Genomic DNA, 21,207 nt, shown 5'->3' with positions numbered 1-21,207 from the left:
GTATGCCCCGCCCCATGCCGCGCCCAAGGCACCGCCGCGACCACCACCCCATGCACCCGACATGACACCCGCGGCGCGTCCGCCTCCACCACCGCCCGGACCGTTCCCAGATCCAACGCCCGCCACCGACGACGAACACCCGCGTCATAGCGGGCGCACCGCCGCCCGCAATGCGGACACCGCCGCGACGCGCCCTTACGCACCCTCACCCGAGCCACCAACACCGACTCGACCGGGTCGAACTCCACACCCTCGACCACCGCCTGCTCGACCCCGAGCAGCCCAGCCCATACCCTGGCAGAACGCACGCCGTTCTCCCGCCCATCCAGTTCTGACCTTCGACAAGCCAGAACCTAGGCAGGACAACGGCGTGCGCCATAAACGACGCGCCCAACCACCCACAGACACGTCACAAGACCCATATTTATTTATGCCTCAGAGTCATCGCGCTCATTCGGATATCGACCGCCACCGGGCCATACGTCCGGCACGACCGCGATCTGCGTGAGAACGTGCAGGGCGAACGTGACCACTCTCGGGGCTCCCCCTGCCCGCGAGATCCTCAGCCCAGCGGCTGTTCGACGGCGACATCAGCCAGATCGACTCGATTTCCCTGAAGGCGGCCTGTCGCCACGCACCGGACACCCCGACTTCAAGGAAGTCGAGTGGATCAAGTCGGCCACGCCACCGGACGGCCGACCACACAGCCAGGACACCCGACCTCGCGGAAATCGGGTTCGATGGCTCACCCCGGAGCGGCAGGGGCGGAACGGCACCGCAGACGGCAGAGCTCATCAGCGCACGGACGAGGGTTGCGCGCACGGGCGTCGACCCCACGGACGGACGAGCGCCGAGCCACGGGCGGACAAGCGCCGACCCCACGGCTAGACGGACGCCGGCCCACAGGCGACGAGCGTTCACCCCACAGGCGACCAGCGCCGACCCCCCGGCTAGACGAGCAACGGACGCACGACGGACGAGCGGCGAACGCACGACGGACGAGCGTGGGACGCACGACGGACGAGCGTGGGACGCACGACGGACGAGCGTGGGACGCACGACGGACGAGCGTGGGACGCACGACGGACGAGCGTGGGACGCACGACGGACGAGCGGCGGGCGCGCGGGCGGACGGCGACCACCCACGGGCTGGGGGCGATCGTTCCCGGCGGAGGGATCAAGCCTGACCGCCCGGAGCCGGGGACGGTCGCCCCCAGCCCTAAGCGCAACCACCGACGGAGCCGAAAGCGCCCCCCAGCGCGACCACCGACGGAGCGGAAGCGACTGCCACCGGAGCCTTGAGGCCGGTTCAAGCGCCCGAGCCCGGGTAGCAGTCGAGGAGGCGGTGGCGAGAGGGGACGGACATGAAGGCGTTGACCTGGCACGGCAAGCGGGACGTACGGGTGGAGGACGTGCCGGACCCCCGCATCGAGGAGCCGACCGACGCGATCGTCCGGATCACATCGACTGCGATCTGCGGCTCGGACCTGCACCTCTATGAGGTGCTCGGGCCGTACCTGAAGCCCAGCGACGTCCTCGGCCACGAGCCGATGGGCATCGTCGAGGAGGTCGGGTCGGAGGTCACCCGGCTCAAGCCCGGCGACCGGGTGGTGGTGCCGTTCAACATCTCCTGTGGGAGCTGCTGGATGTGTCAGCGCCAGCTCTACGCGCAGTGCGAGACCACGCAGGTGCGCAGCGAGGGCAAGGGAGCGGCGCTGTTCGGTTACACGTCTCTCTACGGATCGGTCCCCGGCGGGCAGGCCGAGTATCTGCGCGTCCCGCAGGCGCACTTCGGGCCGATCGTCATTCCGTCGACCGGCGCCGACGAACGTTACCTCTACCTTTCCGACATCCTGCCCACCGCCTGGCAGGCGGTGAAGTACGCCGACACCCCGCCGGGCGGCACCCTGGCGGTGTTCGGGCTGGGTCCGGTCGGCCAGTTCTGCGCCCGGATCGGGCGCCACCTCGGCGCCGGCCGGGTGATCGGGCTGGACCTGGTGCCCGAGCGGCTGGAGCTGGCCCGCCGGCACGGCGTGGAGGTGCTCGACGTCCGCGAGTTGGACGACGTGCCCGGCGCGCTGATCGACCTGGTGGATGGGCGCGGGCCGGACGCGGTGATCGACGCGGTCGGCATGGAGGCGCACGGTTCGCCGACCGGGAAGCTGGCCCAGACCGCCGCCGGGCTGCTGCCGGACAAGCTGGCCCAGGCGATGACCGACCGGATCGGCGTGGACCGGCTCGCCGTGCTGCACGCCGCGCTCAAGGCGGTGCGCCGCGGCGGCACCGTCTCGCTCTCCGGCGTGTACGGCGGCGAGGCCGACCCGATGCCGATGATGGAGATGTTCGACCGGGGCGTCCAGTTGCGGATGGGGCAGTGCCACGTGCGCCGGTGGACCGACGAAATCCTGCCGCTGCTGGAGGGCGACGACGACCCGCTGGGCGTGGAGGACCTGCGTACCCACCGGGTGCCGCTGGCGCGGGCGCCACAGGCGTACGAGATGTTCCAGAAGAAGGAGGACGGCTGCATCAAGGTCGTGCTCGCGCCGTGAGCCGGGTGGTGGTGATCGCCGGCGCGAGCAGCGGGATCGGCCGGGCGACAGCCCGGGCGTTCGCCGACCGCGGCGACCGCCTGGTCCTCGCGGCCCGCGCGCCCGAGACCCTGGCCGAGGTACGCGCGGAGTGCACCGACGTCGAGGTGTTAACCGTGACCACGGACGTCACCGAAGCGGGCGCACTGGACGCCCTGGCGGACGCGGCGGTCGACCGATTCGGTGGGATCGACGTCTGGGTGCACACCGCGGCGGTGATGGCCTACGGGCGCTTCGACGAGCTGCCGGAGCGGGTGTTCGACCAGGTGGTGCGGACGGATCTGCTGGCCGCCGCGGGTGCGGCCCGGGTGGCGCTGCGGCACTTCCGGGCCACCGGCACGGGCACCCTGATCCTCACCGGTTCGGTGCTCGGGCACATCACCGCGCCGTACATGAGCCCGTACGTGGCCAGCAAGTGGGGCCTGCAGGGGTTCGCCCGGGCGGTGCAGCAGGAGCTGCGCGACACGCCGGGGGTGCGGCTCTGCCTGGTCAACCCGGGCAGCGTGGACACTCCGGTCTACGAGCAGGCGGCCAACTACCTGGGCCGCATCGGCCGGCCACCGCCGCCGGTCGCCGGCCCGCAGCGGGTGGCCCGAGCGATCGTGGACTGCGTCGACCGGCCCCGCCGAGAGGTGTCGGTGGGCCGCCTCAACGTCGTGATGCGGGTCGGGTTCACGGTGCTGCCGGGCGTCTACGACGTACTGGTCGGGCCGTTGATGCGGCTGGCCGGCCTGAGCGGTCGGCCGGTGGCCGCACACGACGGCTCGGTGTTCGCGCCGAACCCGTCCGGCGAAGCGCTGCGCGGGGGGCACCTGCCCGACCTGCGGCAGCTCACCCGGACCGTGACCGGGCCGGTTGGCGCGGTCGGCGCCGCGCTGCGCCGGCGGCTGGGGTGAGCGTTCCACGGGGCAACCCGTATCGATCAGCTCCCCTAAGGTGGTGGGCCAGAAAGCGTTCCGGCTCATCACGACGGGGGAGACGATTGACCATCCGACTGAACCGCAGGACCGCTCTCGGTCTGGGCACGGTGGCCACCGCAGGCACGGTGCTCGGCGCCGCCACCCCGGCGTCCGCCGCCGAGGAGACCGAGCCGACCCCCACCACCCCAGCCCAGGCCGCCCGGCGGGTCGCCGCCGTCTACGAGCGGCGTAGCAGCGAGGCCGGAGGCAACTGGCAGGCGTACGTCAGCGTGACCGACCCAGCGGGCGAGCCGGTGGTCGCGGTGGCGGACGAGGCGGATCGGCGGATCGAGGCGTACAGCGTCAACAAGATCGCGGTTGCCACGGCGGTGCTCGACAAGGTCGACCGGGGTCTGTTCACCCTGGACCAGCGGGTCGAGGTGACCGCGGCGATCGTCGTGCCGGGCGGTGACGGCATCTTCAGCCTGGACGGCGCGTACCCGAGCAGCGTCACCCTCGGGCACGTGCTGGCCAACCTGCTGACCGTCTCCGACGACACGGCGGTGCGGCTGTGCGGGCTGGTCTGCCCGGCGGCCGAGCTGAACGCCATCCTCGTCGCCAAGGGCTTCCCGAACACCCAGGTCGAGCCGGTGGCGAACCCCAACCGGTTCTTCCTCGGCACCAGCACCCCACGGGAGACGCACGACCTGCTGCGCGCCCTGGTGGCCGGCACCCTGCTCTCCCCCGCCTCGACGGCGTTCCTGCTCAAGCTGCTGCGTTCCCCGGTGGCGTTCACCGACGGGATCCGGCGCACGATGTCGTCTGACGAGCGGGCCCGGATCGCCACCAAGGCCGGCTGGTTCGCCGACGCCCGGCACGAGGCCGGAGTGATCTTCGACCGGTCCGGCGCCGCGGTGCTCACCTACGCGCTCTTCGCCGACGGGCAGGCCGACCCGGACAACTTCGGTACCACCCACCCGGCGGTGCAGGCCCGTGCCGCCATGGGCCCGCGGTTCCTGGCCGCGGTGGACCGCCTGGCCGGCACCGGCAGGGCGTACCGGGCACCCGTCCGGCGGCCCAGCAACGGCGGCTGAGCCGATGCCCCGGGTCGGTCGTCGCGACGGCGACCGGCCCGGGTACGCCCGGGGTTCGACGGGGCAGGAGCCGGCCGGTGTGACTACCGTGTAGTGCGGGACACGGCGGAGGGACGGCGATGGCACCAGCGGAGCAGGAAGTCGGACGGTCGCTCGGGCGACGGATGCGCGGTGCGGCGGGGCTGGCCGCGCTGGCCGGCCTGGCCTGGGTGGCCCGGGACGTGCCGGCGGCGCTCGGCGGCCGGCTGGCCGGGGCCCGGGCGGAGCGGGCGGCCCGCTCGCCGCAGTTCCACGACGGCACCTTCCACAACCCGGTCGGCACCCGCACGATGGTGGCCGAGCCCGGCCGCAACCTGCTCCGGGAGCTGATCTTCGGCAAGCAGAAGCGACGGCCGAGCACACCCGTGCCGCTGTTGCGTCCGAGCGCGCCGCGACCCGCCGACACCGGCGACGAGCTCACGATCGTCTGGTACGGGCACGCCTCCGCGTTGATCGAGATCGAGGGCCGTCGGGTGCTGCTCGACCCGGTCTGGAGCGAGCGCTGCTCCCCCTCGGCCCTGGTCGGCCCCCGCCGGCTGCACGAGCCGCCGGTGCGCCTCGACGAGCTGCCCACGCTGGACGCCATCCTCATCTCGCACGACCACTACGACCACCTGGACATGGCCACCGTGCAGGCGTTGCTGACCGGCCAGTCCGCGCCGTTCCTGGTGCCGCTCGGCGTGGGTGCGCACCTGGACCGGTGGGGCGTACCCGCCGAGCGGATCATCGAGCTGGACTGGTCCGAGTCCCACCGGCTCGACGGGCTGGAGATCACCGCCACCGCCGCGCAGCACTTCTCCGGTCGGGGGCTGCGCCGCGACGGCACGCTCTGGAGCTCCTGGGTGGTCGCCGGGCAGCGGCGCAAAGTCTTCTACACCGGCGACTCCGGCTACTTCGCCGGGTACGCCGAGATCGGCGCCGAGCACGGCCCGTTCGACGTGACGCTGATGCAGATCGGCGCGTACGACCGGGCCTGGCCGAGCATCCACATGTTCCCGGAGGAGGCGGTCGACGCCCACATCGACCTGTGCGGCGGGCTTTTCATCCCGGTGCACTGGGCGACGTTCAACCTGGCGCTGCACGACTGGTCGGAGCCGGTGGACCGGCTCTGGGCGGAGGCGAAGGCCCGGGACGTCCGGCTGGCGGTTCCCCGCCCGGGCGAGCGGGTGGTGGTCGACGACCCACCCGCCGTGGACGGCTGGTGGCAGGCGGTCGCCTGAGATGTAAGGAAGGGCCCCTTGTTAACGCCTAGGCGTTAACAAGGGGCCCTTCCTTACATCTGCTCAGAGCACGAAGGCGTCGGTCCACAGCGCGCCGGAGCGGCCGGAGAGCGCGTCCAGCATCGCCACCGCCTGGCCGTCGGTGAGCTGCGCCACGAAGTCCACGATGGCCCGACCCCGGGCCCGGTCGATCCGGTCCGGGGTACGCGGGTGCAGCTCCGCCTCGGCCAGCTCCACCAGGTCGTGCAACCGGCGGGGCAGTCGGGACTCCTCCTCCGGGTCGAGCAGCCAGTCCCACAGCGCCTCGACCAGCGTGCCCAGCAGCCGCGCCTGGCCGCGCTGGTGCAGGGCGAGATCCGGTCGGGCCAGCACGAACCGGTGGTGGACGAACTTGAGCACCTGCACCTCGTGCCACTGCGCGCAGCCGAGCAGCACGTGCCCGGAGCGCATCGACGGGTGCTCGGTCACGGTGATCGCCTCGACGAAGCGGGTCGACCAGCGGGCGGAGAACCGGGCCACGTACTGCTCGGCCTCGATCGAGCCGTCGAACGGCATCGCCAGCAGCCCCTCGACCAGTTCCTCCCGGACGTGCTCGACGGCGGCGGCGAACGCGTCGTCGTCGGCGATCCAGGCGTCCTTGCGGTGCAGTTGCCGCCGCAGCCGCTCGATCGCCGCGCCCGGCCGGCGGGCCACGGTGGCCAGCGCGGCGTCGGTGATCGCCCGGAAGTGACCGCTCTCCCGCTGCCAGGCCATCAGCTCGGCGGAGACCGCGCCCTGCTGGAGCACACCGACGCGGTAGAAGTCCTCGACGTCGTGGATGGCGTACGCGATGTCGTCGGCGGTGTCCATCACGGACGCCTCCGGGGTCTGCTGCCAGTCGGCGATGCGCCCGGCGAACGGCTCCCGAGCCTGCCGCAGGTCGTCCACCTCGGTCCGGTACGCGCCGAACTTCGACGAGCCGCTCTCCGGGTCGTCCGGGGGCGGCGTGGCCCCGCGCGGCGGCGGGTCCAGCAGCCGGGGATGCGGGTCGGGGTGGTCGAGCCGGGTCCACGGGTACTTCAGCATCGCCGCGCGTACCGCGGCGGTCAGGTCCAGCCCGGTCGTCGCCGCGCCCCGGATCTCGGTGCTGGTGACGATCCGGTACGACTGGGCGTTGCCCTCGAACCCGTCGGTCAGGCCGAGGCGCTGCCGGGCCAGCCGGTCCAGCACCCGCTCCCCCAGGTGACCGAACGGCGGATGGCCGAGGTCGTGCGCGAGCGCGGCGGCCTCCACCACGTCGGGGTCGCAGCCGCCGAGCTTGTCCAGCAGGTCCCGCCAGCGGTCGTCGGCGGTGAGCCGCTCGGCCACCGCCCGCGCGACCTGGGCCACCTTGAGGCTGTGGGTGAGCCGGTTGTGCACGAGCAGGCCCGAGCCGACCGGGCTGATCACCTGGGTGACCCCGCCGAGGCGGGCGAAGAACGGTGAGCCGACGATTCGGTCCCGGTCGGCGCGGAACGGGCTGGCGGCGAGGTCGCCGAGGGCCCGGGCGCTGCCGCCGAAGAGCCGCCGGGCACGCGGCTCCGCAGGTGCTTCCATGATCGCAACGCTAGCGCAGCCGGGGCGGGGCCGCCGCCGCTCAACCCGGCCAGGCGCGACGGTTCGGCCCCGCCGGGCGAGACGGATCAACCCGGCCAGGCGCGACGACGGCGCCCGGGGGCGCCCGGCACAATGCAGGGCGGTACCCACTCCCGAAGGCGGAACGAGATCGTGACCCAGTCTGTTCATCAGCGGATCGCCGACGAGCTCGGCGTGGCCGAGCGTCAGGTGCGGGCGGCCGTGGAGCTGCTCGACGGCGGCGCCACCGTGCCGTTCATCGCCCGCTACCGCAAGGAGGCCACCGGCCTGCTCGACGACACCCAGCTGCGCACCCTGGAGGAGCGCCTGCGCTACCTGCGGGAGCTGGACGAGCGGCGGGCCGCGGTGCTGGAGTCGATCCGGAGCCAGGGCAAGCTGGACGACGCGCTGGAAGCGCAGATCATGGCCGCCGACTCGAAGTCCCGGCTGGAGGACATCTACCTGCCGTACAAGCCGAAGCGGCGGACCAGGGCGCAGATCGCCCGCGAGGCTGGGCTGGCGCCGTTGGCCGAGTCGCTGCTGGCCGACCCGACCCAGGACCCGCGGACGGTGGCCGCCGGGTTCGTCGACCCGGAGAAGGGCGTGGCCGACGTCGCCGCCGCCCTGGAGGGCGCGCGGGCGATCCTGATCGAGACATTCGCCGAGGACGCCGACCTGATCGGCACGCTGCGCGAGCAGATGTGGTCGCGGGGCCGGCTGGTGTCCCGGGTACGCGAGGGGCAGGAGACGGCCGGCGCCAAGTTCGCCGACTACTTCGACTTCTCCGAGCCGTACCCGAAGCTGCCCTCGCACCGGATCCTGGCCATGTTCCGGGGCGAGAAGGAGAACGTGCTCGACCTGACCATGGAGCCGGAGGAGGCCGGCGCGGCGGACGCTGCTCCCACCGGTCCGAGCCGCTACGAGGCCGCGATCGCCGGCCGGTTCGGCATCAGCGACGCCGGCCGCCCCGCCGACCGGTGGCTGGCCGACACGGTGCGCTGGGCGTGGCGTACCCGGATCCTCATCCACCTCGGCGCGGACCTGCGGATGCGGCTGTGGCAGGCGGCCGAGGAGGAAGCCGTCCGGGTCTTCGCCACCAACCTGCGCGACCTGCTGCTGGCCGCGCCCGCCGGCACCCGCGCGACGATGGGTCTGGACCCGGGGCTGCGTACCGGCGTCAAGGTCGCCGTGGTCGACGCGACCGGCAAGGTGGTCGCCACCGACACGATCTACCCGCACGAGCCGCGCCGGCAGTGGGACGCCTCGATCGAGACCCTGGCGAAGCTGGCCGGGGCGCACGGCGTCGAGCTGGTGGCGATCGGCAACGGCACCGCCTCCCGGGAGACCGACAAGCTCGCTGGTGAGCTGATGAAGCGGCACCCGCAGCTCAACCTGACCAAGGTGGTGGTCTCCGAGGCCGGGGCGTCGGTCTACTCGGCCAGCGCGTACGCCTCGCAGGAGCTGCCCGGGCTGGACGTGTCGCTGCGGGGCGCGGTCTCCATCGCCCGCCGCCTCCAGGACCCCCTCGCGGAGCTTGTCAAGATCGATCCACGGTCGATCGGCGTCGGGCAGTACCAGCACGACCTGTCCGAGGTGAAGTTGTCCCGGTCGCTGGACGCGGTGGTGGAGGACTGCGTCAACGCGGTCGGCGTGGACGTCAACACCGCCTCCGCGCCGCTGCTGACCCGGGTCTCCGGCATCGGCGCCGGTCTGGCCGAGAACATCGTCCTGCACCGGGACGCGAACGGGCCGTTCCGGTCCCGCTCGGAGCTGAAGAAGGTCGCCCGGCTCGGCCCGAAGGCGTTCGAGCAGTGCGCGGGCTTCCTGCGTATCCCCGACGGGGACGACCCGCTGGACTCCTCCAGCGTGCACCCCGAGTCGTACCCGGTGGTGCGCCGCATCCTGGCCAGCACCGGTCAGGACCTGCGCTCGCTGATCGGTAGGAGCACCATCCTGCGAGGGCTGCGGGCGACCGACTACGTCGACGAACGCTTCGGCCTGCCCACCGTCACCGACATCCTGGCCGAGCTGGAGAAGCCGGGTCGCGACCCACGCCCGGAGTTCCGCACCGCCACCTTCGTCGAGGGCGTGGAGAAGATCAGCGACCTGACGCCGGGGATGCTGCTCGAGGGTGTGGTCACCAACGTGGCCGCCTTCGGAGCGTTCGTCGACGTCGGGGTGCACCAGGACGGGCTGGTGCACGTCTCGGCGATGTCCCGGAACTTCGTCAAGGATCCCCGCGAGGTGGTGAAGTCCGGCGACGTGGTCCGGGTCAAGGTGCTCGACGTGGACGTGCCGCGCAAGCGGATCTCGCTGACTCTGCGCCTGGAGGACGAGCCGGGCGCCGACAACCAGCGCCGCGCTCCCGGTGGCGGCGAGAACCGCCGTGGTGGAGCGGACGGCGCCGGGCAGGGCGGCGGTCAGGGCGCGGGCGGACGCGGCGGACAGGGTGGCGGCGGACGCGGCGGACAGGGCGCGGGCGGACGCGGCGGGCAGAGCGGCGGCGGGCAGCAGCGGCAGGGTGGCGGACGCGGCGGCCAGGGTGGCGGACGCGGCGGCCAGGGTGGCGGACGCGGCGGTCAGGGTGGCGGGCAGCAGCGGCAGGGCCGCGGTGCCAGCGCACCGCCGGCCGACACCGCGCTGGCCGACGCCCTTCGTCGAGCTGGTCTGGCCTGACGTTCAACCCTCCCACCCGGCCTCGCACCCGCGAAGAGGCCGGGTGGGCGGTCGCCCGACCCGGCAGGGTGGCACCTCGGCGTCCGAGACCGCTCCGGGATGCCGACGCGCCGGGGTGCCAGGGTGTCGCGGTGTCGGGTCATCTCTTCGGGGCGGTCCATATCTGGGGCAGCTCGATAGGCTCCGTCGCGGGGTGGGTGGGAGGGGATGGAGCCGCGCGATGGGGTCCGGCGACCCGGTGCGGGCAGTGACGATCTCGGCGTGGGCCCTGCTCGACGCTGGTACCCGGGAGGCCGACCCGGCCGGCGCGGGGGTACGTGCGGGCGTACCGTCGGCATGTGGGTGAGCGGGACGACGGCCGGGAGTGGCGGGAGCGGCAGCGGCAGGCGGTGCGGGCGCACGCCGACGCGGACGCGCGGCGGCGGACGGCCGAGCAGGCCGAGGCGGCGGAGCTGGTGGCCTGGTTCGTGGCCGAGGCGACTCGGCGGGGCCTGGCCACCACCCGGCTGACCGCCCGGGGGTACGACGGGCGCGGGCGCTACCGGACCCGGCTGACCGGTTGGTACATCGACCGGGCCGAGACCCGGGCGGTGGACGAGGCCGGCCGGTTTCACCTGCTGACCGTGCCGGGCGGCCTGCGCGCCCGGCTGCTCGGCGCCGACCCGCAGCCCAGCCCACCGCCGCTGGTGATCGGGGCTGGCGGCCGGGACGGCGAGTCGATCCCGTTGCGGACCCTGCTCACCCGCCGGCTCGACGCCGGGAACGACGGGCCAGATTCCACCAGGAGAGCTGCTGCACGGCCAGGGTGAGCAGTCCGGCGAGGACGATCGCGCAGAGGTTGATCAGTAGCTGGATTGCCGACCCGGACGCCTCGTGCCAGACCCGGTACGCGACGGCGACGGCGACGTTGGCCGCGGCCGGCACGGTGGTGACCGAGATCAGCACGCCGACCAGGGAACCGGACTTCTTCGAGGTCAGTGAGAGCATCCCGGCGACCCCGGCGAGGAGACCGACCACCCAGGAGAGCGCGTCCGGCCGCCAGATGAAGTCGGTCAGAGGGCGCTCCGCCAGCAGCATCCCGCGGTCGACCAGGCCGGCGGCGTCGAGCGCCCAGGTGCTCAGCACGGTGGCGACCATGGCGGCGAGGAAACCGACCAGCAGGGCCTGGACCGAGCGCCTGATGGTGTCGGTCTGGCGCCGCAGCAACGCCACGCAGAGCGCGGCGAGGGGGCCGAACTCCGGACCCACCACCATCGCGCCGACGATGAGGATCGGCTGGTCCAGCAGGACGCCGATACCGGCGATCATGGTGGCGACCACGATCAGCACGAGGTAGGTGCCGGACAGTTCGGTCTGCTCGCCGGTCTTCGCGGCGATCTCGTCCCACACCACCGCGTCGGCGCCGCTGCCGGGGGCCTCCCGGGCCGCCCGTTGAGCGGAGGCGGAGAGGGTCAGCTCCACATCGTCGACGGCGATGCCGCCGCGCGCCTCCACGCCGAGCTCCTGCAACCCGTTCAGAACCTTGTCCGCGCTCTCCCGGACCACGTCGCAGAGGATCAGGTCGCCGTGGGGCTGTCGTGCGGCGCCGGTGAGCACGGCCAGGTGGGTCACCCCCGGGTCGGCGGCGAGCAGGTCGGCCACCGCCGCCGACTGGTCCGACGGGGTGATCACTCTCAGGTGCAGCACTTTTCCCCTCCCGCCCGCCGGGTCGTCGCGAGACTCTACCGCTCGCCGGACGGGGGTGACGGGACGTGCGAGGACGCACGAGGTGACCCGTGTCCAGATGGGGGGTTTGGGGGTTGGTCGGAGCGAAGGGCCCGAGTGTCACCATTCGACCCTGGTGGGAAGTTTGCGACCCACACGACCACTCTGAGGCGCTTTGAGATGCTGCGTGGAGGCCGAGCGGTGCCCGTAACTCGTCCACTGACCATCCCCCCAGGTTTCAACCGGACCACCGGCCCCGACCGCCTCAAGCGGCTCGTCGACGTCGTGGGTGCGGCGGCCCTGCTCCTGGTGACCGCCCCACTGATGGGGGTGGTGGCGATCCTGGTGGCCAGTCGGCTCGGCCAACCGGTGCTCTTCCGGCAGTGCCGCGCCGGACGGCACGGCGCCCCCTTCGAACTGGTGAAGTTCCGCAGCATGCACCCGCCCGCCCCGGGCCAGGGACGCGTCGGGGACGGGGATCGGCTCACGCCGTTCGGCCGGTGGCTGCGGGCCACCAGCCTCGACGAGCTGCCCACCTTGTGGAACGTGCTGCGCGGGGACATGAGCCTGGTCGGGCCACGACCGCTGCTCACCGACTACCTCGACCGGTACTCCCCGGAACAGGCCCGGCGGCACGAGGTGCGGCCGGGCGTCACCGGCCTGGCGCAGGTACGCGGCCGTAACGGCCTCAGCTGGGAGGAGAAGCTGGAGCTCGACGTCCGGTACGTGGACGACCGCGACCTCCGGCTCGACCTGTCGATCCTCGCCGCGACCGTGCGCACGGTGCTGCGGCGCGACGGGATCAGCGCCCCGGGATCGGCCACCGCGCCGGAGTTCCTGGGTACGCCCCGCCCGCCCGCGCCGCCGCAGCGCGACCGGACACCGGCATGACGGCGACCTGCGCCGGAGGTGTCCGATGAGCCCGAGCATCCACCTGTCGGCGCCCGACGTCGGGCCGCTGGAGGAGTCGTACGTCGTCGCGGCCCTACGGTCGGGGTGGGTGGCACCGGCCGGCCCGGATCTCGAGGCGTTCGAACGCGCCATCGCCGAGCGGGTCGGCACCGGCGGCGCGGTCGCGGTCAGCTCGGGCACGGCTGCCCTACACCTGGCCCTGCTCGGCGTCGGCGTCGGTGCCGACGACGTGGTCATCGTGCCCACCCTGACCTTCGTCGCCACCGCGAACGCGGTCCGCTACACGGGTGCTCGGCCGGTCTTCGTCGACTGCGACCCGCAGTCCGGCAACGCCGACGTGGATCTCCTCGCCGATCTGGTGCGTCGGCTGCGGTCCCGGGGCGAGCGGATCGCCGCGGTCGTCCCGGTCGACATGTTCGGCAGCTGCGCGGACTACTCGGCCCTGCTGCCGCTCTGCGCCGGGATCCCGGTGGTCGAGGATGCCGCCGAGGCGCTCGGAGCGAGCCATCACGGGCGGGCCGCCGGCTCCTTCGGGCAGGCCGGCGTCCTCTCCTTCAACGGCAACAAGATCATGACCACCTCCGGCGGCGGGATGCTCGTCTCCGACGACGCCGCGCTGCTCGCCCGGGCCCGGCACCTCTCCACCCAGGCCCGCGAACCGACGCCCCACTACGAGCACCGCGAGACCGGCTACAACTACCGGTTGAGCAACCTGCTCGCCGCGCTGGGCCGCGCCCAACTGGTCCGGCTGGACGAGATGATCGTCCGCCGCCGGCAGCTGCGCGAGCGGTACGCGAAGCTCTTCGCCCCGGTTCCCGGCGTGCGGCTCATCGGCGGCGACGACAGCGAGTCGAACTGCTGGCTCACCAGCATCGTGGTCGAGCCGGACCGGTGCGGTTGGCACGCCGCCGACCTCGGCGCCCACCTGGCCGACCGGGACATCGAGACCCGGCCGGTGTGGAAGCCGATGCATCTGCAACCCGCCTACGCCGGCAGCGAGAGCCTTCTCACCGGTGCGGCGGAGCGGCTCTTCGCCGAGGGGCTCACCCTGCCCAGCGGGAGCGCGCTGAGCGGGCCGCAGGTCACCCGCGTGCTCGGCGCGATCGACGACTTCCTGACGGCCCGGGCGGGAGCGCCGACGGCATGACGACCCGACTGGTGGTCGTCGGCTGCGGCGGGCACGGCCGGGAGGTGCTGACCATCGCCCGGGCGATGAACGACGTCGCCCCCGGGCGGCCCCCGTGGCACCTGCTGGGCGTCGTGGACGACCGGCCCACGGAGGAGAACCTCAAGCGGCTGCAGCAGCTCGACGTGCCGTACCTCGGCGGGGTCGCCTGGCTGCACGACGCGTCACCGGACGTGCGGCACGTGATCGGCATTGGAGACCCCCGGGTCCGGCGCGCCGTGGGCCAACGCGTCGACGGCTACCGGACATCGGCGGCGAGTCTCGTCCACCCGGCCGCCACGATCGGCCCCGACACCGTGCACGGGCCGGGGTTCGTGGCGTTCGCCGGCGCCCGGGTCACGACGAACGTCGTCATCGGCCGGCACGTCCACCTCAACCAGAACGCCACGGTCGGTCACGACAGCACCCTGGCCGACTACGTCTCGGTCAATCCGCTCGCCGCCGTGTCCGGCGACTGTCACCTCGCCGACGGCGTGCTGGTCGGCACCACCGCCGCGGTGCTGCAGGGGCTGCGGGTCGGGCGGGACAGCACGGTCGGGGCCGGCGCGTGCGTCATCCGCGACGTTCCGGACGGGGTGGTCGTCAAGGGAGTGCCGGCCCGCTGACCGGTAGCGGCAGTACGACACTCGGCCCGGCGACTCTTAAAACCCCCCCAAAACGTACTTTCGGCATGTAACAAGGACAAAGAAACACAAAACCCTTCCGCCCAGCGGTGGAAGCGCCCGGAGACGGAACAGGGAGTCACCACATGCCGCGCGACACACAGAGCACCCCACGCACGGATCAGCGATCACGCCGGGCCAGAGCGCGCCAGCGCACCGCCGGCTTCCTCAGCACCGACACCGCGGCCTGGATCGGCGGCTTCGTCGCTGCCGCCTGGAGCCGGTACGAGTTCGACCTGACCCCCGGGCAACTGGTCCGGACCGCCGCCTGCGGCGCGATCGCCGCGGCGGTACACGTCGCGGTGGCGGCGCTGCGCCGGATCTACTCAGGACGGCACCCGCTCGGCAGCCTTCAGGAGGTGCAGGGCGTCGCCGGCACGGCGGCCATCACCATGACGATCGTCCTGGCCGGCCTGCTGCCGATGGGCGAGCGGCCCGTGCCGGCGAGTACGCCCCTGGTCGGCGGCGCACTGGCCCTGCTGTTCATGCTCACCGCCCGGTTCGCGTACCGGCAGCGGCGCGACCTCGCGATGCGTCCGGACGCCCGGTCGTCGTCGCCGGTCCTGCTGTTCGGGATGGGCGACGCCGGGCAGGGTCTGCTGCGCGCCATGCTCGGCGACCCGCGCGGCCGGTATCTGCCGGTCGGCGCGCTCGACGACGACCCGGACAAGCGCGACCTGCGCATCGGCGGGGTACGGGTCCTGGGTGGGCGGCGGGACGTCCACACGGCCGTACGGCGTACCGGCGCCACGACGGTGATCTTCTCGGTCGCCAACGCCGACGCCGCCCTGATCCGCGAGATCCGCGAGGCCACACTCGAGGCGGGTGCGGCGTTCAAGGTGCTGCCGCCGGTACGGGACCTGGTCGATCATCGGATCACGGTCACCGACGTTCGGGACGTCCAGATCAGCGACCTGCTCGGACGCCGGCAGATCGTCGGTGACCTGCCGCTGAGCACCAACAGCCTGACCGGTCGGCGGGTCCTCGTCACCGGCGCCGGCGGCTCGATCGGCTCGGAACTCTGCCGGCAGGTCATGAAGGCCGACCCGGGCGAGCTGATGATGCTGGACCGCGACGAGTCCGCCCTGCACGGCCTGCAGATGTCGTTGGCCGGGCGGGCCCTGCTGGACGGGCCCGAACTGATCCTCGCCGACCTGCGCGACGACGAGGCCATCCGCCGGATCATCCAGCAACGCCGGCCGGACGTCATCTTCCACGCCGCGGCGCTCAAGCACCTCACGCTGCTGCAGCGGCACCCCGGCGAGGCGGTCAAGACAAACGTCTGGGGCACGCTGTCGGTGCTGGACGCCTGCCGGGACGTCGCGAAGTTCGTCAACATCTCCACCGACAAGGCCGCCGACCCGATCAGCGTCCTGGGCTACTCCAAGCGGATCACCGAGCGGCTGACCGCCCACGCGGCCTCACGCTTTCCCGGCACCTTCCTCAGCGTCCGGTTCGGCAACGTGCTGAGCAGCCGCGGTTCCGTGGTGACCGCGTTCCAGCAGCAGATCGAGGCGGGCCGCCCGTTGACGGTCACCCATCCGGAGGTGACGCGCTACCTGATGACCGTGCAGGAGGCGGTGCACCTGGTGCTCCAGGCCGCGGAGATCGGCCAGGACGGTGAGGCGCTGGTGCTGGACATGGGTGAGCCGGTGAAGATCGCCGACCTGGCCCGGCAGATGGCCGAGCAGGCGGCCAGCACCGTCCCGATCGTCTACACCGGACTGCGGCCCGGCGAGAAGCTGCACGAGGACCTGCTCGGCACCGGTGAGATCGACACCCGACCGTTCCATCCGCTGGTGTCACACGTGGCGGTGCCCGCGCTGGATCCGATGGAGGTCAGCGGGCTCGACCCGTACGGCGACCCGGTGACGATCATCGAGCAGCTCAGCCTGCTCTGCGCGCAGCCGTCCGGCCCGGTGGTGGACGGTCCGCTGGGCGTACCGCTGCAGTCGCGCTGACCACGAGAGGCCGGCGACCGCATCCTGCGGTCGCCGGCCCTGTGAGCTCCGGTTTCAGCGCCGGATGCCGGCCCAGTCGTGGTGGCGACGCACGGTGGAGAGGATGAAGTCGACCACCCGGCGGGAGGTGTCCGGCACCTGGTAGTCGACCGGGCAGGGCACCCCCTGCGCGGCGACCTGGGTCACCGTCACCTCGACCGCCTCGACGACGCCCTGCGGGTCGAGGCCGGTCATGATGATCCCGCCGGCGTCCAGCGCCTCGGGCCGCTCGATCGACTCGCGCAGGGTCACCGCGGGGAAGCCCAGGATGGCCGCCTCCTCGCTGATCGTGCCGCTGTCGGACAGCGTGCAGTACGCCTTCGTCTGAAGGTGCACGTAGTCGATCAGCCCGAACGGTTCGTGGAAGGAGATGCCGTCCAGCGCGGTGGTGTCCGGCGCCAACGCCTCCAGCCGCTTGCGGGTACGCGGGTGGGTGGAGACCAGCACCGGGAAGCCCCACCGGTCGCGCACCGCGACCAGGCAGTCCAGCAGCCGCTGGAGCCGGTCCGGCCGGTCGACGTTCTCCTCCCGGTGCGCGCTGACCAGGAAGTAGCGGCCCCGGTCGAGTTCCAGCTGGCGCAGGATCGGCGAGGTGGCGATCGGTGCCCGGTAGTGCTCCAGCACCTCCCGCATCGGCGAGCCGGTGTGCAGGATCCGGCGCGGGTGCAGGCCCTCGGCCAGCAGGTTGCGCCGGGCGTGTTCGGTGTAGACCAGGTTGAAGTCGGCGACGTGGTCGACCAGCTTCCGGTTGGTCTCCTCCGGCACGTTCAGGTCGAAGCAGCGGTTGCCGGCCTCCATGTGGTAGACCGGCACCCGCATCCGCCGGGCCATCAGCGCCGCGATGCAGCTGTTGGTGTCGCCGAGCACCAGCAGCGCGTCCGGCCGCAGCTCGGCGATCGCCGTCTCCATGCCGACCAGCACCCCGCCGAGCACCCGGCCGAGCGATGAGGTGTCGACCCGCAGGAACCGGTCCGGTTCGCGCAGGCGCAGCTCGGTGAAAAAGACGTCGGACAGCGTGCTGTCCCAGTTCTGCCCGGTGTGCACCAGCAGGTGCTCCACCGTGTCGTCGAGCCGGGCGATCACCCGGGACAGTCGGATGATCTCCGGTCGGGTACCGACCACCGTCATGATCCGGGTCATGCCCGTCCTCCCTGTGCTGCCGCCTTGGTCAGGATGTCCTCGAACTGGTCCACGCCCACCCGCAGCGACATCCGCTCCCGGTAGAGCTGGCGGGCCCGGCGGCCCATCTCGGCGCGGACGGCGACGGGTAGGGCACCCGCCTCGACGAACCGGCCGGCGAGCGCCCGCCAGTCCTCCGGTGCGCAGGTGAGGCCGACTCCGGCCGACTGGACCAGGGTGGCGGCGTCGCCGCCCAACGAGGCGATCACCGGAGCGCCGCAGGCCAGGGCGGCCTGGAGCTTCGACGGGACGGCGGACCGCACGGCGGGCATGTCCCGCAGGCAGATCAGCTGCCAGTCGGCGGCGGCGTACAGCTGCGGCATCTGCTCGGGCGGACGCCGGCCGAGGAACCGCACGTTGTCCGCGCCGAGGTCGGCCGCGAGCCGGCGGGCGGCGTCCTCACCGGCGCCCGAGCCGACCAGTACCAGGTCGATGCGGTCCCCCACGGCGGCGGCCGCCCGGATCGCCGTCTCGAGGCCCTGCAACAACCCGAGGTTGCCGGCGAACATCACGGTGGGGCGTCCCCGGTGACCGAGCGCCGCGCGGGCGTCGGCGGTGACCGGCACCGGCCGGAAGAGCGCGTCGTCGGTCCAGTTCCAGACCACCCGCACCCGCGCCGGGTCGGCGCCACGCTCGACGACCTGCTCCGCCATCGCCGGGGAGATCACCACCACCACCGCCTCGGCCAGCCGGTACGTCCGGCGCATCAGCGCGCCGAGGCTGCGCCCCAGGCCGCGCCCGGTCCAACCGGTCGGCGCCATGCCGGACTGCACCACCGACTCGGGCCACAGGTCCTGCACGTGCAGGACGATCGGCGTCCGACGGGCCGCGCGCAGCAGTGCCGCGGCGGCGATCGACGTCGGCGGCGGGTGGTAGACGTAGGTGACATCGACGTCGGCCAGCCAGCGCACGCCGGCCGCCGCGCTGCTGGCACCGAAGGAGAGATGGCTCAGCGCCCGTCGGGCGGCCGACCTGTCGTGACTGGGGTACGCGGGCACCCGTCGGATCGCGACCGGCCCGTCGGTCTCGCGGTGCCGCCAGCGCTGCCGCCAACCGGGAAAGACCCGACCGTAGGGATAGCTCGGAAAGGTGGTGAGCACGCGCACCTGGTGGCCCCGGTCGGCCAACTGGTGCGCCAGGTTGCTCGGGATGAACACCCCTTCCGGCGGGTACCACTGGCTGATCAGGCCGACCCTCACGCGCCGACCGCCAACGGCGCCGCCCGGGCCGCCTCCACCGGCTCCGGCCAGGTGTCCGGCCGGTCCGGGTCGAACAGCTCGTTGGTCCAGAACATGGTGACCAGCTCCTCGGAACCGGTGTTCACCAGCTTGTGCACCCACATCGTGGGCATGTCCACCAGCGTCGGTTCGGCCCCGCTGACCGGGAACCGGAGCACCTCGGTGTCGCCGACCCGGCGCAGGCTGATCTCGGCGGAGCCGCGCAGCACCACGAACCGCTCCACCTTCGCCAGGTGGAAGTGCTCACCCCGGGTGATCCGAGGGTGAGTGGTGGAGCAGAAGGTCTGCCCCCCTCCCCCGTGCACCTTGACCGTCTCCACCAGCTCGCCCCGGGCATCGGCCCGACGGGGCAGCGCCAACGGGTAGTGCGCCGGGAAGCAGTGCGACCGGTAGGTGTTGAACAGGCGCACGTCGTGCCGGTCCACCAGCGGCGGAATCTCGCCGGTCCGGTAGGTGGCGGCGACCTGGGTGAGCCGGTGCGCCAGCTCGCGTACACCGGTGCGCAGCGCCGGCATGGCCGGATCCCACGACCCGCCGGCCGGCAGGCCGACGAGCCGGGCGGCCGCATCGGTGACGTGCACCAGGCTCAGCTCCCGATCCGCGTGCACCTCCGGCACGCCGCCCTCGGCGAGCACCCGGCAGAAGGTCGCCACGGCCGAGTTGTAGTACGGCCGACCGTGCTCGCCGTAGAGGTTCGGCAGGAGCAGGTCGTCGAAGGGCAGGCCGGTGTCGGCCAGGATGCCGGCGGCGGTGGCCTTCGCGTCGCCGTACGGGGTGCCGTTGCCGGCCTGTACCGAGTTGGCGAAGACCACCGACCCGGGTGGCACCGGCGCGTACCGCAGCCCCTCGGCGAGCTGGGCGGCGAGCCGCACGTTACCGGCGGCCACCTCGGCCGGCTGTGCCCGGTTGACGCCGGCCAGGTGCAGCACCCGGTCGACGCCGGCCACCTTCGCGCCGACCAGCGCGGCGTCGGCCAAATCGGCACGCGTGATGACGGTGGGCTCCGGCCAGCCGAGCGCGCGCAGCAGCACCCGCACGTGCCAGCCCAGGAACCCGCCGGCGCCGGTGACGGCGAGCGTCAGCACGCCAGCACCGGGTCGCGCAGCGCCAGCTCCGCCCGGACCTCCGGGAGCGTCTGCAGCAGTTCGACGATCTCGGGTACGCCGAGCCGCGGCGCGTTCGCCGAGTTGAAGTCCTCGACCGGCGCGTCGCCGAGCCCGCCCTCAGAGACGTACACCGCGTAGTTGAGGTTCCGGGCGTCCAGGGGCACCCGGAGGAAGTCGCCGAAGTCCTCGGCGTGGGCGAGTTCCTCCCGGCTGGCCAGCGTCTCGTCCAGCTTCTCGCCGTGCCGGACGCCGATCACGTCGAGCTTGGCCGGCACGTCGAAGAGCTGGCAGACCGCCTCGGCCAGGTCGCCGATCGTGCAGGCGGCTGCCTTGCGGATGAAGATGTCGCCGGGCCGGGCGTGCCGGAAGGCGTGCTCTACGAGTTCCACCGAGTCGGGGAGCGACATCAGGAACCGGGTCATCCCCGGATCGGTCACCGTCGGCGCCCGGCCGGCCTTGATCTGCTCGATGAAGAGCGGGATCACCGACCCGCGCGAGTACATGACGTTGCCGTAGCGGACGCAGGAGACGATGGTGGAGCTGTTCGGGTTGTTGCGTGCGTGCGCCTGCGCGACCTTCTCCATCAGCGCCTTGCTGATGCCCATCGCGTTCACCGGGTAGACGGCCTTGTCGGTGCTCAGCACCACCACCGAGCCGACCCCGCTGCGCTCCGCCGCCTCGACCACGTTCGAGCTGCCCAGCACGTTGGTACGGACGGCCTCCAGCGGAAAGAACTCACAGGACGGCACCTGCTTCAGGGCGGCGGCGTGGAAGACGTAGTCGATCCCCCGGCTGGCCCGCAGCACCGAGTCGAAGTCGCGCACGTCCCCGACGTGGTAGCGGACGCGCTCGTCGCCGAGCAAGCGGCGCATGGCGTCCTGCTTGGCCTCGTCCCGGCTGAGCACCCGGACCTCCTCGACTCCGCGGTCGAGGAGCCGGCGCACCATGGTCTGACCGAAGGAACCCGTGCCGCCGGTGATCAATACCCGGCGTCCGGTGGTCAAGTGGCTCACTGGCGCTCCGTTCATTCTGGTGGCTCGCGTCGGACGTGCTGGTCGGGGCCGTGTTCGTGGTGGCCCACAACTGCCGCAACGAACGGAAACTCGTCCGA

17 protein-coding genes are annotated in these 21,207 nt (G+C 72.7%); 10 read left to right on the top strand and 7 right to left on the bottom strand.

Annotated features, from left to right (window positions below):
- The coding region (locus ACFOW4_RS01280) for a transposase family protein (protein ID WP_377523671.1) at positions 1–308 on the bottom strand (308 nt) is incomplete at its 3' end.
- 1,056 nt (positions 309–1,364) lie between these two features.
- Here ACFOW4_RS01280 and ACFOW4_RS01275 point away from each other — a divergent pair.
- The 4 genes from ACFOW4_RS01275 (at position 1,365) to ACFOW4_RS01260 (ending at position 5,840) form a co-directional block, all read left to right on the top strand.
- A complete protein-coding gene (locus tag ACFOW4_RS01275) occupies positions 1,365–2,549 on the top strand; it encodes a zinc-dependent alcohol dehydrogenase (protein ID WP_377523669.1) in 1,185 nt (394 codons plus the stop codon).
- Positions 2,546–3,484: an SDR family NAD(P)-dependent oxidoreductase gene (locus ACFOW4_RS01270; protein WP_377523668.1), complete on the top strand. Its 939-nt coding sequence runs from the start codon at positions 2,546–2,548 to the stop codon at positions 3,482–3,484. Before ACFOW4_RS01275 ends, ACFOW4_RS01270 begins: the two co-directional genes overlap by 4 nt.
- An 86-nt stretch (positions 3,485–3,570) precedes the next feature.
- Positions 3,571–4,581: a serine hydrolase gene (locus tag ACFOW4_RS01265; protein ID WP_377523666.1), complete on the top strand. Its 1,011-nt coding sequence runs from the start codon at positions 3,571–3,573 to the stop codon at positions 4,579–4,581.
- 119 nt (positions 4,582–4,700) lie between these two features.
- Positions 4,701–5,840: an MBL fold metallo-hydrolase gene (locus ACFOW4_RS01260; protein WP_377523665.1), complete on the top strand. Its 1,140-nt coding sequence runs from the start codon at positions 4,701–4,703 to the stop codon at positions 5,838–5,840.
- A 63-nt stretch (positions 5,841–5,903) separates the two neighbouring features.
- On the opposite strand, the gene ACFOW4_RS01255 is transcribed toward ACFOW4_RS01260, so the two are convergent.
- Entirely contained in the window at positions 5,904–7,415 is a 1,512-nt protein-coding gene (locus ACFOW4_RS01255) for a deoxyguanosinetriphosphate triphosphohydrolase family protein (RefSeq protein ID WP_377523663.1), read from the bottom strand.
- Between the two features lie 171 nt (positions 7,416–7,586).
- On the opposite strand from ACFOW4_RS01255, the gene ACFOW4_RS01250 reads away from it, so the two are divergent.
- Positions 7,587–10,109 carry a Tex family protein gene (locus tag ACFOW4_RS01250; RefSeq protein WP_377523660.1) on the top strand — a complete coding sequence of 841 codons (2,523 nt, stop codon included), beginning with the start codon at positions 7,587–7,589 and terminating at the stop codon, positions 10,107–10,109.
- A gap of 338 nt (positions 10,110–10,447) precedes the next feature.
- Positions 10,448–10,918: a hypothetical protein gene (locus ACFOW4_RS01245; RefSeq protein WP_377523659.1), complete on the top strand. Its 471-nt coding sequence runs from the start codon at positions 10,448–10,450 to the stop codon at positions 10,916–10,918.
- On the opposite strand, the gene ACFOW4_RS01240 is transcribed toward ACFOW4_RS01245, so the two are convergent.
- The gene (locus ACFOW4_RS01240) at positions 10,848–11,795 is read right to left on the bottom strand and encodes a DUF389 domain-containing protein (protein ID WP_377523657.1); all 948 of its coding nucleotides are present in this window, start codon (positions 11,793–11,795) and stop codon (positions 10,848–10,850) included. The two genes, ACFOW4_RS01245 and ACFOW4_RS01240, sit on opposite strands and share 71 nt — an antisense overlap.
- Positions 11,796–12,014: 219 nt before the next feature.
- On the opposite strand from ACFOW4_RS01240, the gene ACFOW4_RS01235 reads away from it, so the two are divergent.
- From ACFOW4_RS01235 to ACFOW4_RS01220, 4 genes are all read left to right on the top strand, one after another.
- Positions 12,015–12,704, top strand: coding sequence for a sugar transferase (locus ACFOW4_RS01235; RefSeq protein WP_377523656.1), 690 nt, complete (start codon positions 12,015–12,017; stop codon positions 12,702–12,704).
- 25 nt (positions 12,705–12,729) lie between these two features.
- On the top strand, positions 12,730–13,872 hold the full coding sequence (locus ACFOW4_RS01230) for a DegT/DnrJ/EryC1/StrS family aminotransferase (protein WP_377523655.1): 1,143 nt from the start codon (positions 12,730–12,732) through the stop codon (positions 13,870–13,872).
- On the top strand, positions 13,869–14,516 hold the full coding sequence (locus tag ACFOW4_RS01225) for an acetyltransferase (RefSeq protein ID WP_377523653.1): 648 nt from the start codon (positions 13,869–13,871) through the stop codon (positions 14,514–14,516). The genes ACFOW4_RS01230 and ACFOW4_RS01225 overlap by 4 nt, the downstream gene beginning before the upstream one ends.
- 143 nt (positions 14,517–14,659) lie before the next feature.
- Entirely contained in the window at positions 14,660–16,534 is a 1,875-nt protein-coding gene (locus ACFOW4_RS01220; RefSeq protein WP_377523652.1) for a polysaccharide biosynthesis protein, read from the top strand.
- Between the two features lie 54 nt (positions 16,535–16,588).
- Here the strand turns inward: ACFOW4_RS01220 and wecB are convergent, their stop codons facing one another.
- From wecB to ACFOW4_RS01200, 4 genes are read right to left on the bottom strand one after another with little or no spacing between them, the layout of a single operon-like run.
- Positions 16,589–17,713 carry a non-hydrolyzing UDP-N-acetylglucosamine 2-epimerase gene (wecB, locus tag ACFOW4_RS01215; protein WP_377523650.1) on the bottom strand — a complete coding sequence of 375 codons (1,125 nt, stop codon included), beginning with the start codon at positions 17,711–17,713 and terminating at the stop codon, positions 16,589–16,591.
- Positions 17,710–18,951 (bottom strand): glycosyltransferase family 4 protein, encoded by a 1,242-nt coding sequence (locus ACFOW4_RS01210; protein ID WP_377523649.1) that lies wholly within the window; start codon positions 18,949–18,951, stop codon positions 17,710–17,712. Before ACFOW4_RS01210 ends, wecB begins: the two co-directional genes overlap by 4 nt.
- Positions 18,948–20,075, bottom strand: a complete 1,128-nt coding sequence (locus ACFOW4_RS01205; RefSeq protein WP_377523647.1) for an NAD-dependent epimerase/dehydratase family protein — start codon at positions 20,073–20,075, stop codon at positions 18,948–18,950. The genes ACFOW4_RS01210 and ACFOW4_RS01205 overlap by 4 nt, the downstream gene beginning before the upstream one ends.
- Positions 20,069–21,109, bottom strand: a complete 1,041-nt coding sequence (locus tag ACFOW4_RS01200; RefSeq protein ID WP_377523646.1) for a polysaccharide biosynthesis protein — start codon at positions 21,107–21,109, stop codon at positions 20,069–20,071. Before ACFOW4_RS01200 ends, ACFOW4_RS01205 begins: the two co-directional genes overlap by 7 nt.
- Between the last annotated feature and the right edge of the window lie 98 nt (positions 21,110–21,207).

Origin of the sequence: Micromonospora sp. GCM10011542, assembly GCF_042650685.1 — a bacterium.
In the GTDB taxonomy this organism is placed as follows: Bacteria; Actinomycetota; Actinomycetes; order Mycobacteriales; family Micromonosporaceae; genus Micromonospora.
This window is presented reverse-complemented; position numbering and strand designations above follow the sequence as displayed.

What these genes read in the sequence shown, in the direction of transcription:
- ACFOW4_RS01230 (WP_377523655.1), top strand. Translation starts at nt 12,730, where the DNA reads ATGAGCCCGAGCATCCACCTGTCGGCGCCCGACGTCGGGCCGCTGGAG.
- ACFOW4_RS01225 (WP_377523653.1), top strand. Translation starts at nt 13,869, where the DNA reads ATGACGACCCGACTGGTGGTCGTCGGCTGCGGCGGGCACGGCCGGGAG.
- ACFOW4_RS01275 (WP_377523669.1), top strand. Translation starts at nt 1,365, where the DNA reads ATGAAGGCGTTGACCTGGCACGGCAAGCGGGACGTACGGGTGGAGGAC.
- ACFOW4_RS01255 (WP_377523663.1), bottom strand. Translation starts at nt 7,415, where the DNA reads ATGGAAGCACCTGCGGAGCCGCGTGCCCGGCGGCTCTTCGGCGGCAGC.
- ACFOW4_RS01220 (WP_377523652.1), top strand. Translation starts at nt 14,660, where the DNA reads ATGCCGCGCGACACACAGAGCACCCCACGCACGGATCAGCGATCACGC.
- ACFOW4_RS01260 (WP_377523665.1), top strand. Translation starts at nt 4,701, where the DNA reads ATGGCACCAGCGGAGCAGGAAGTCGGACGGTCGCTCGGGCGACGGATG.
- wecB (WP_377523650.1), bottom strand. Translation starts at nt 17,713, where the DNA reads ATGACCCGGATCATGACGGTGGTCGGTACCCGACCGGAGATCATCCGA.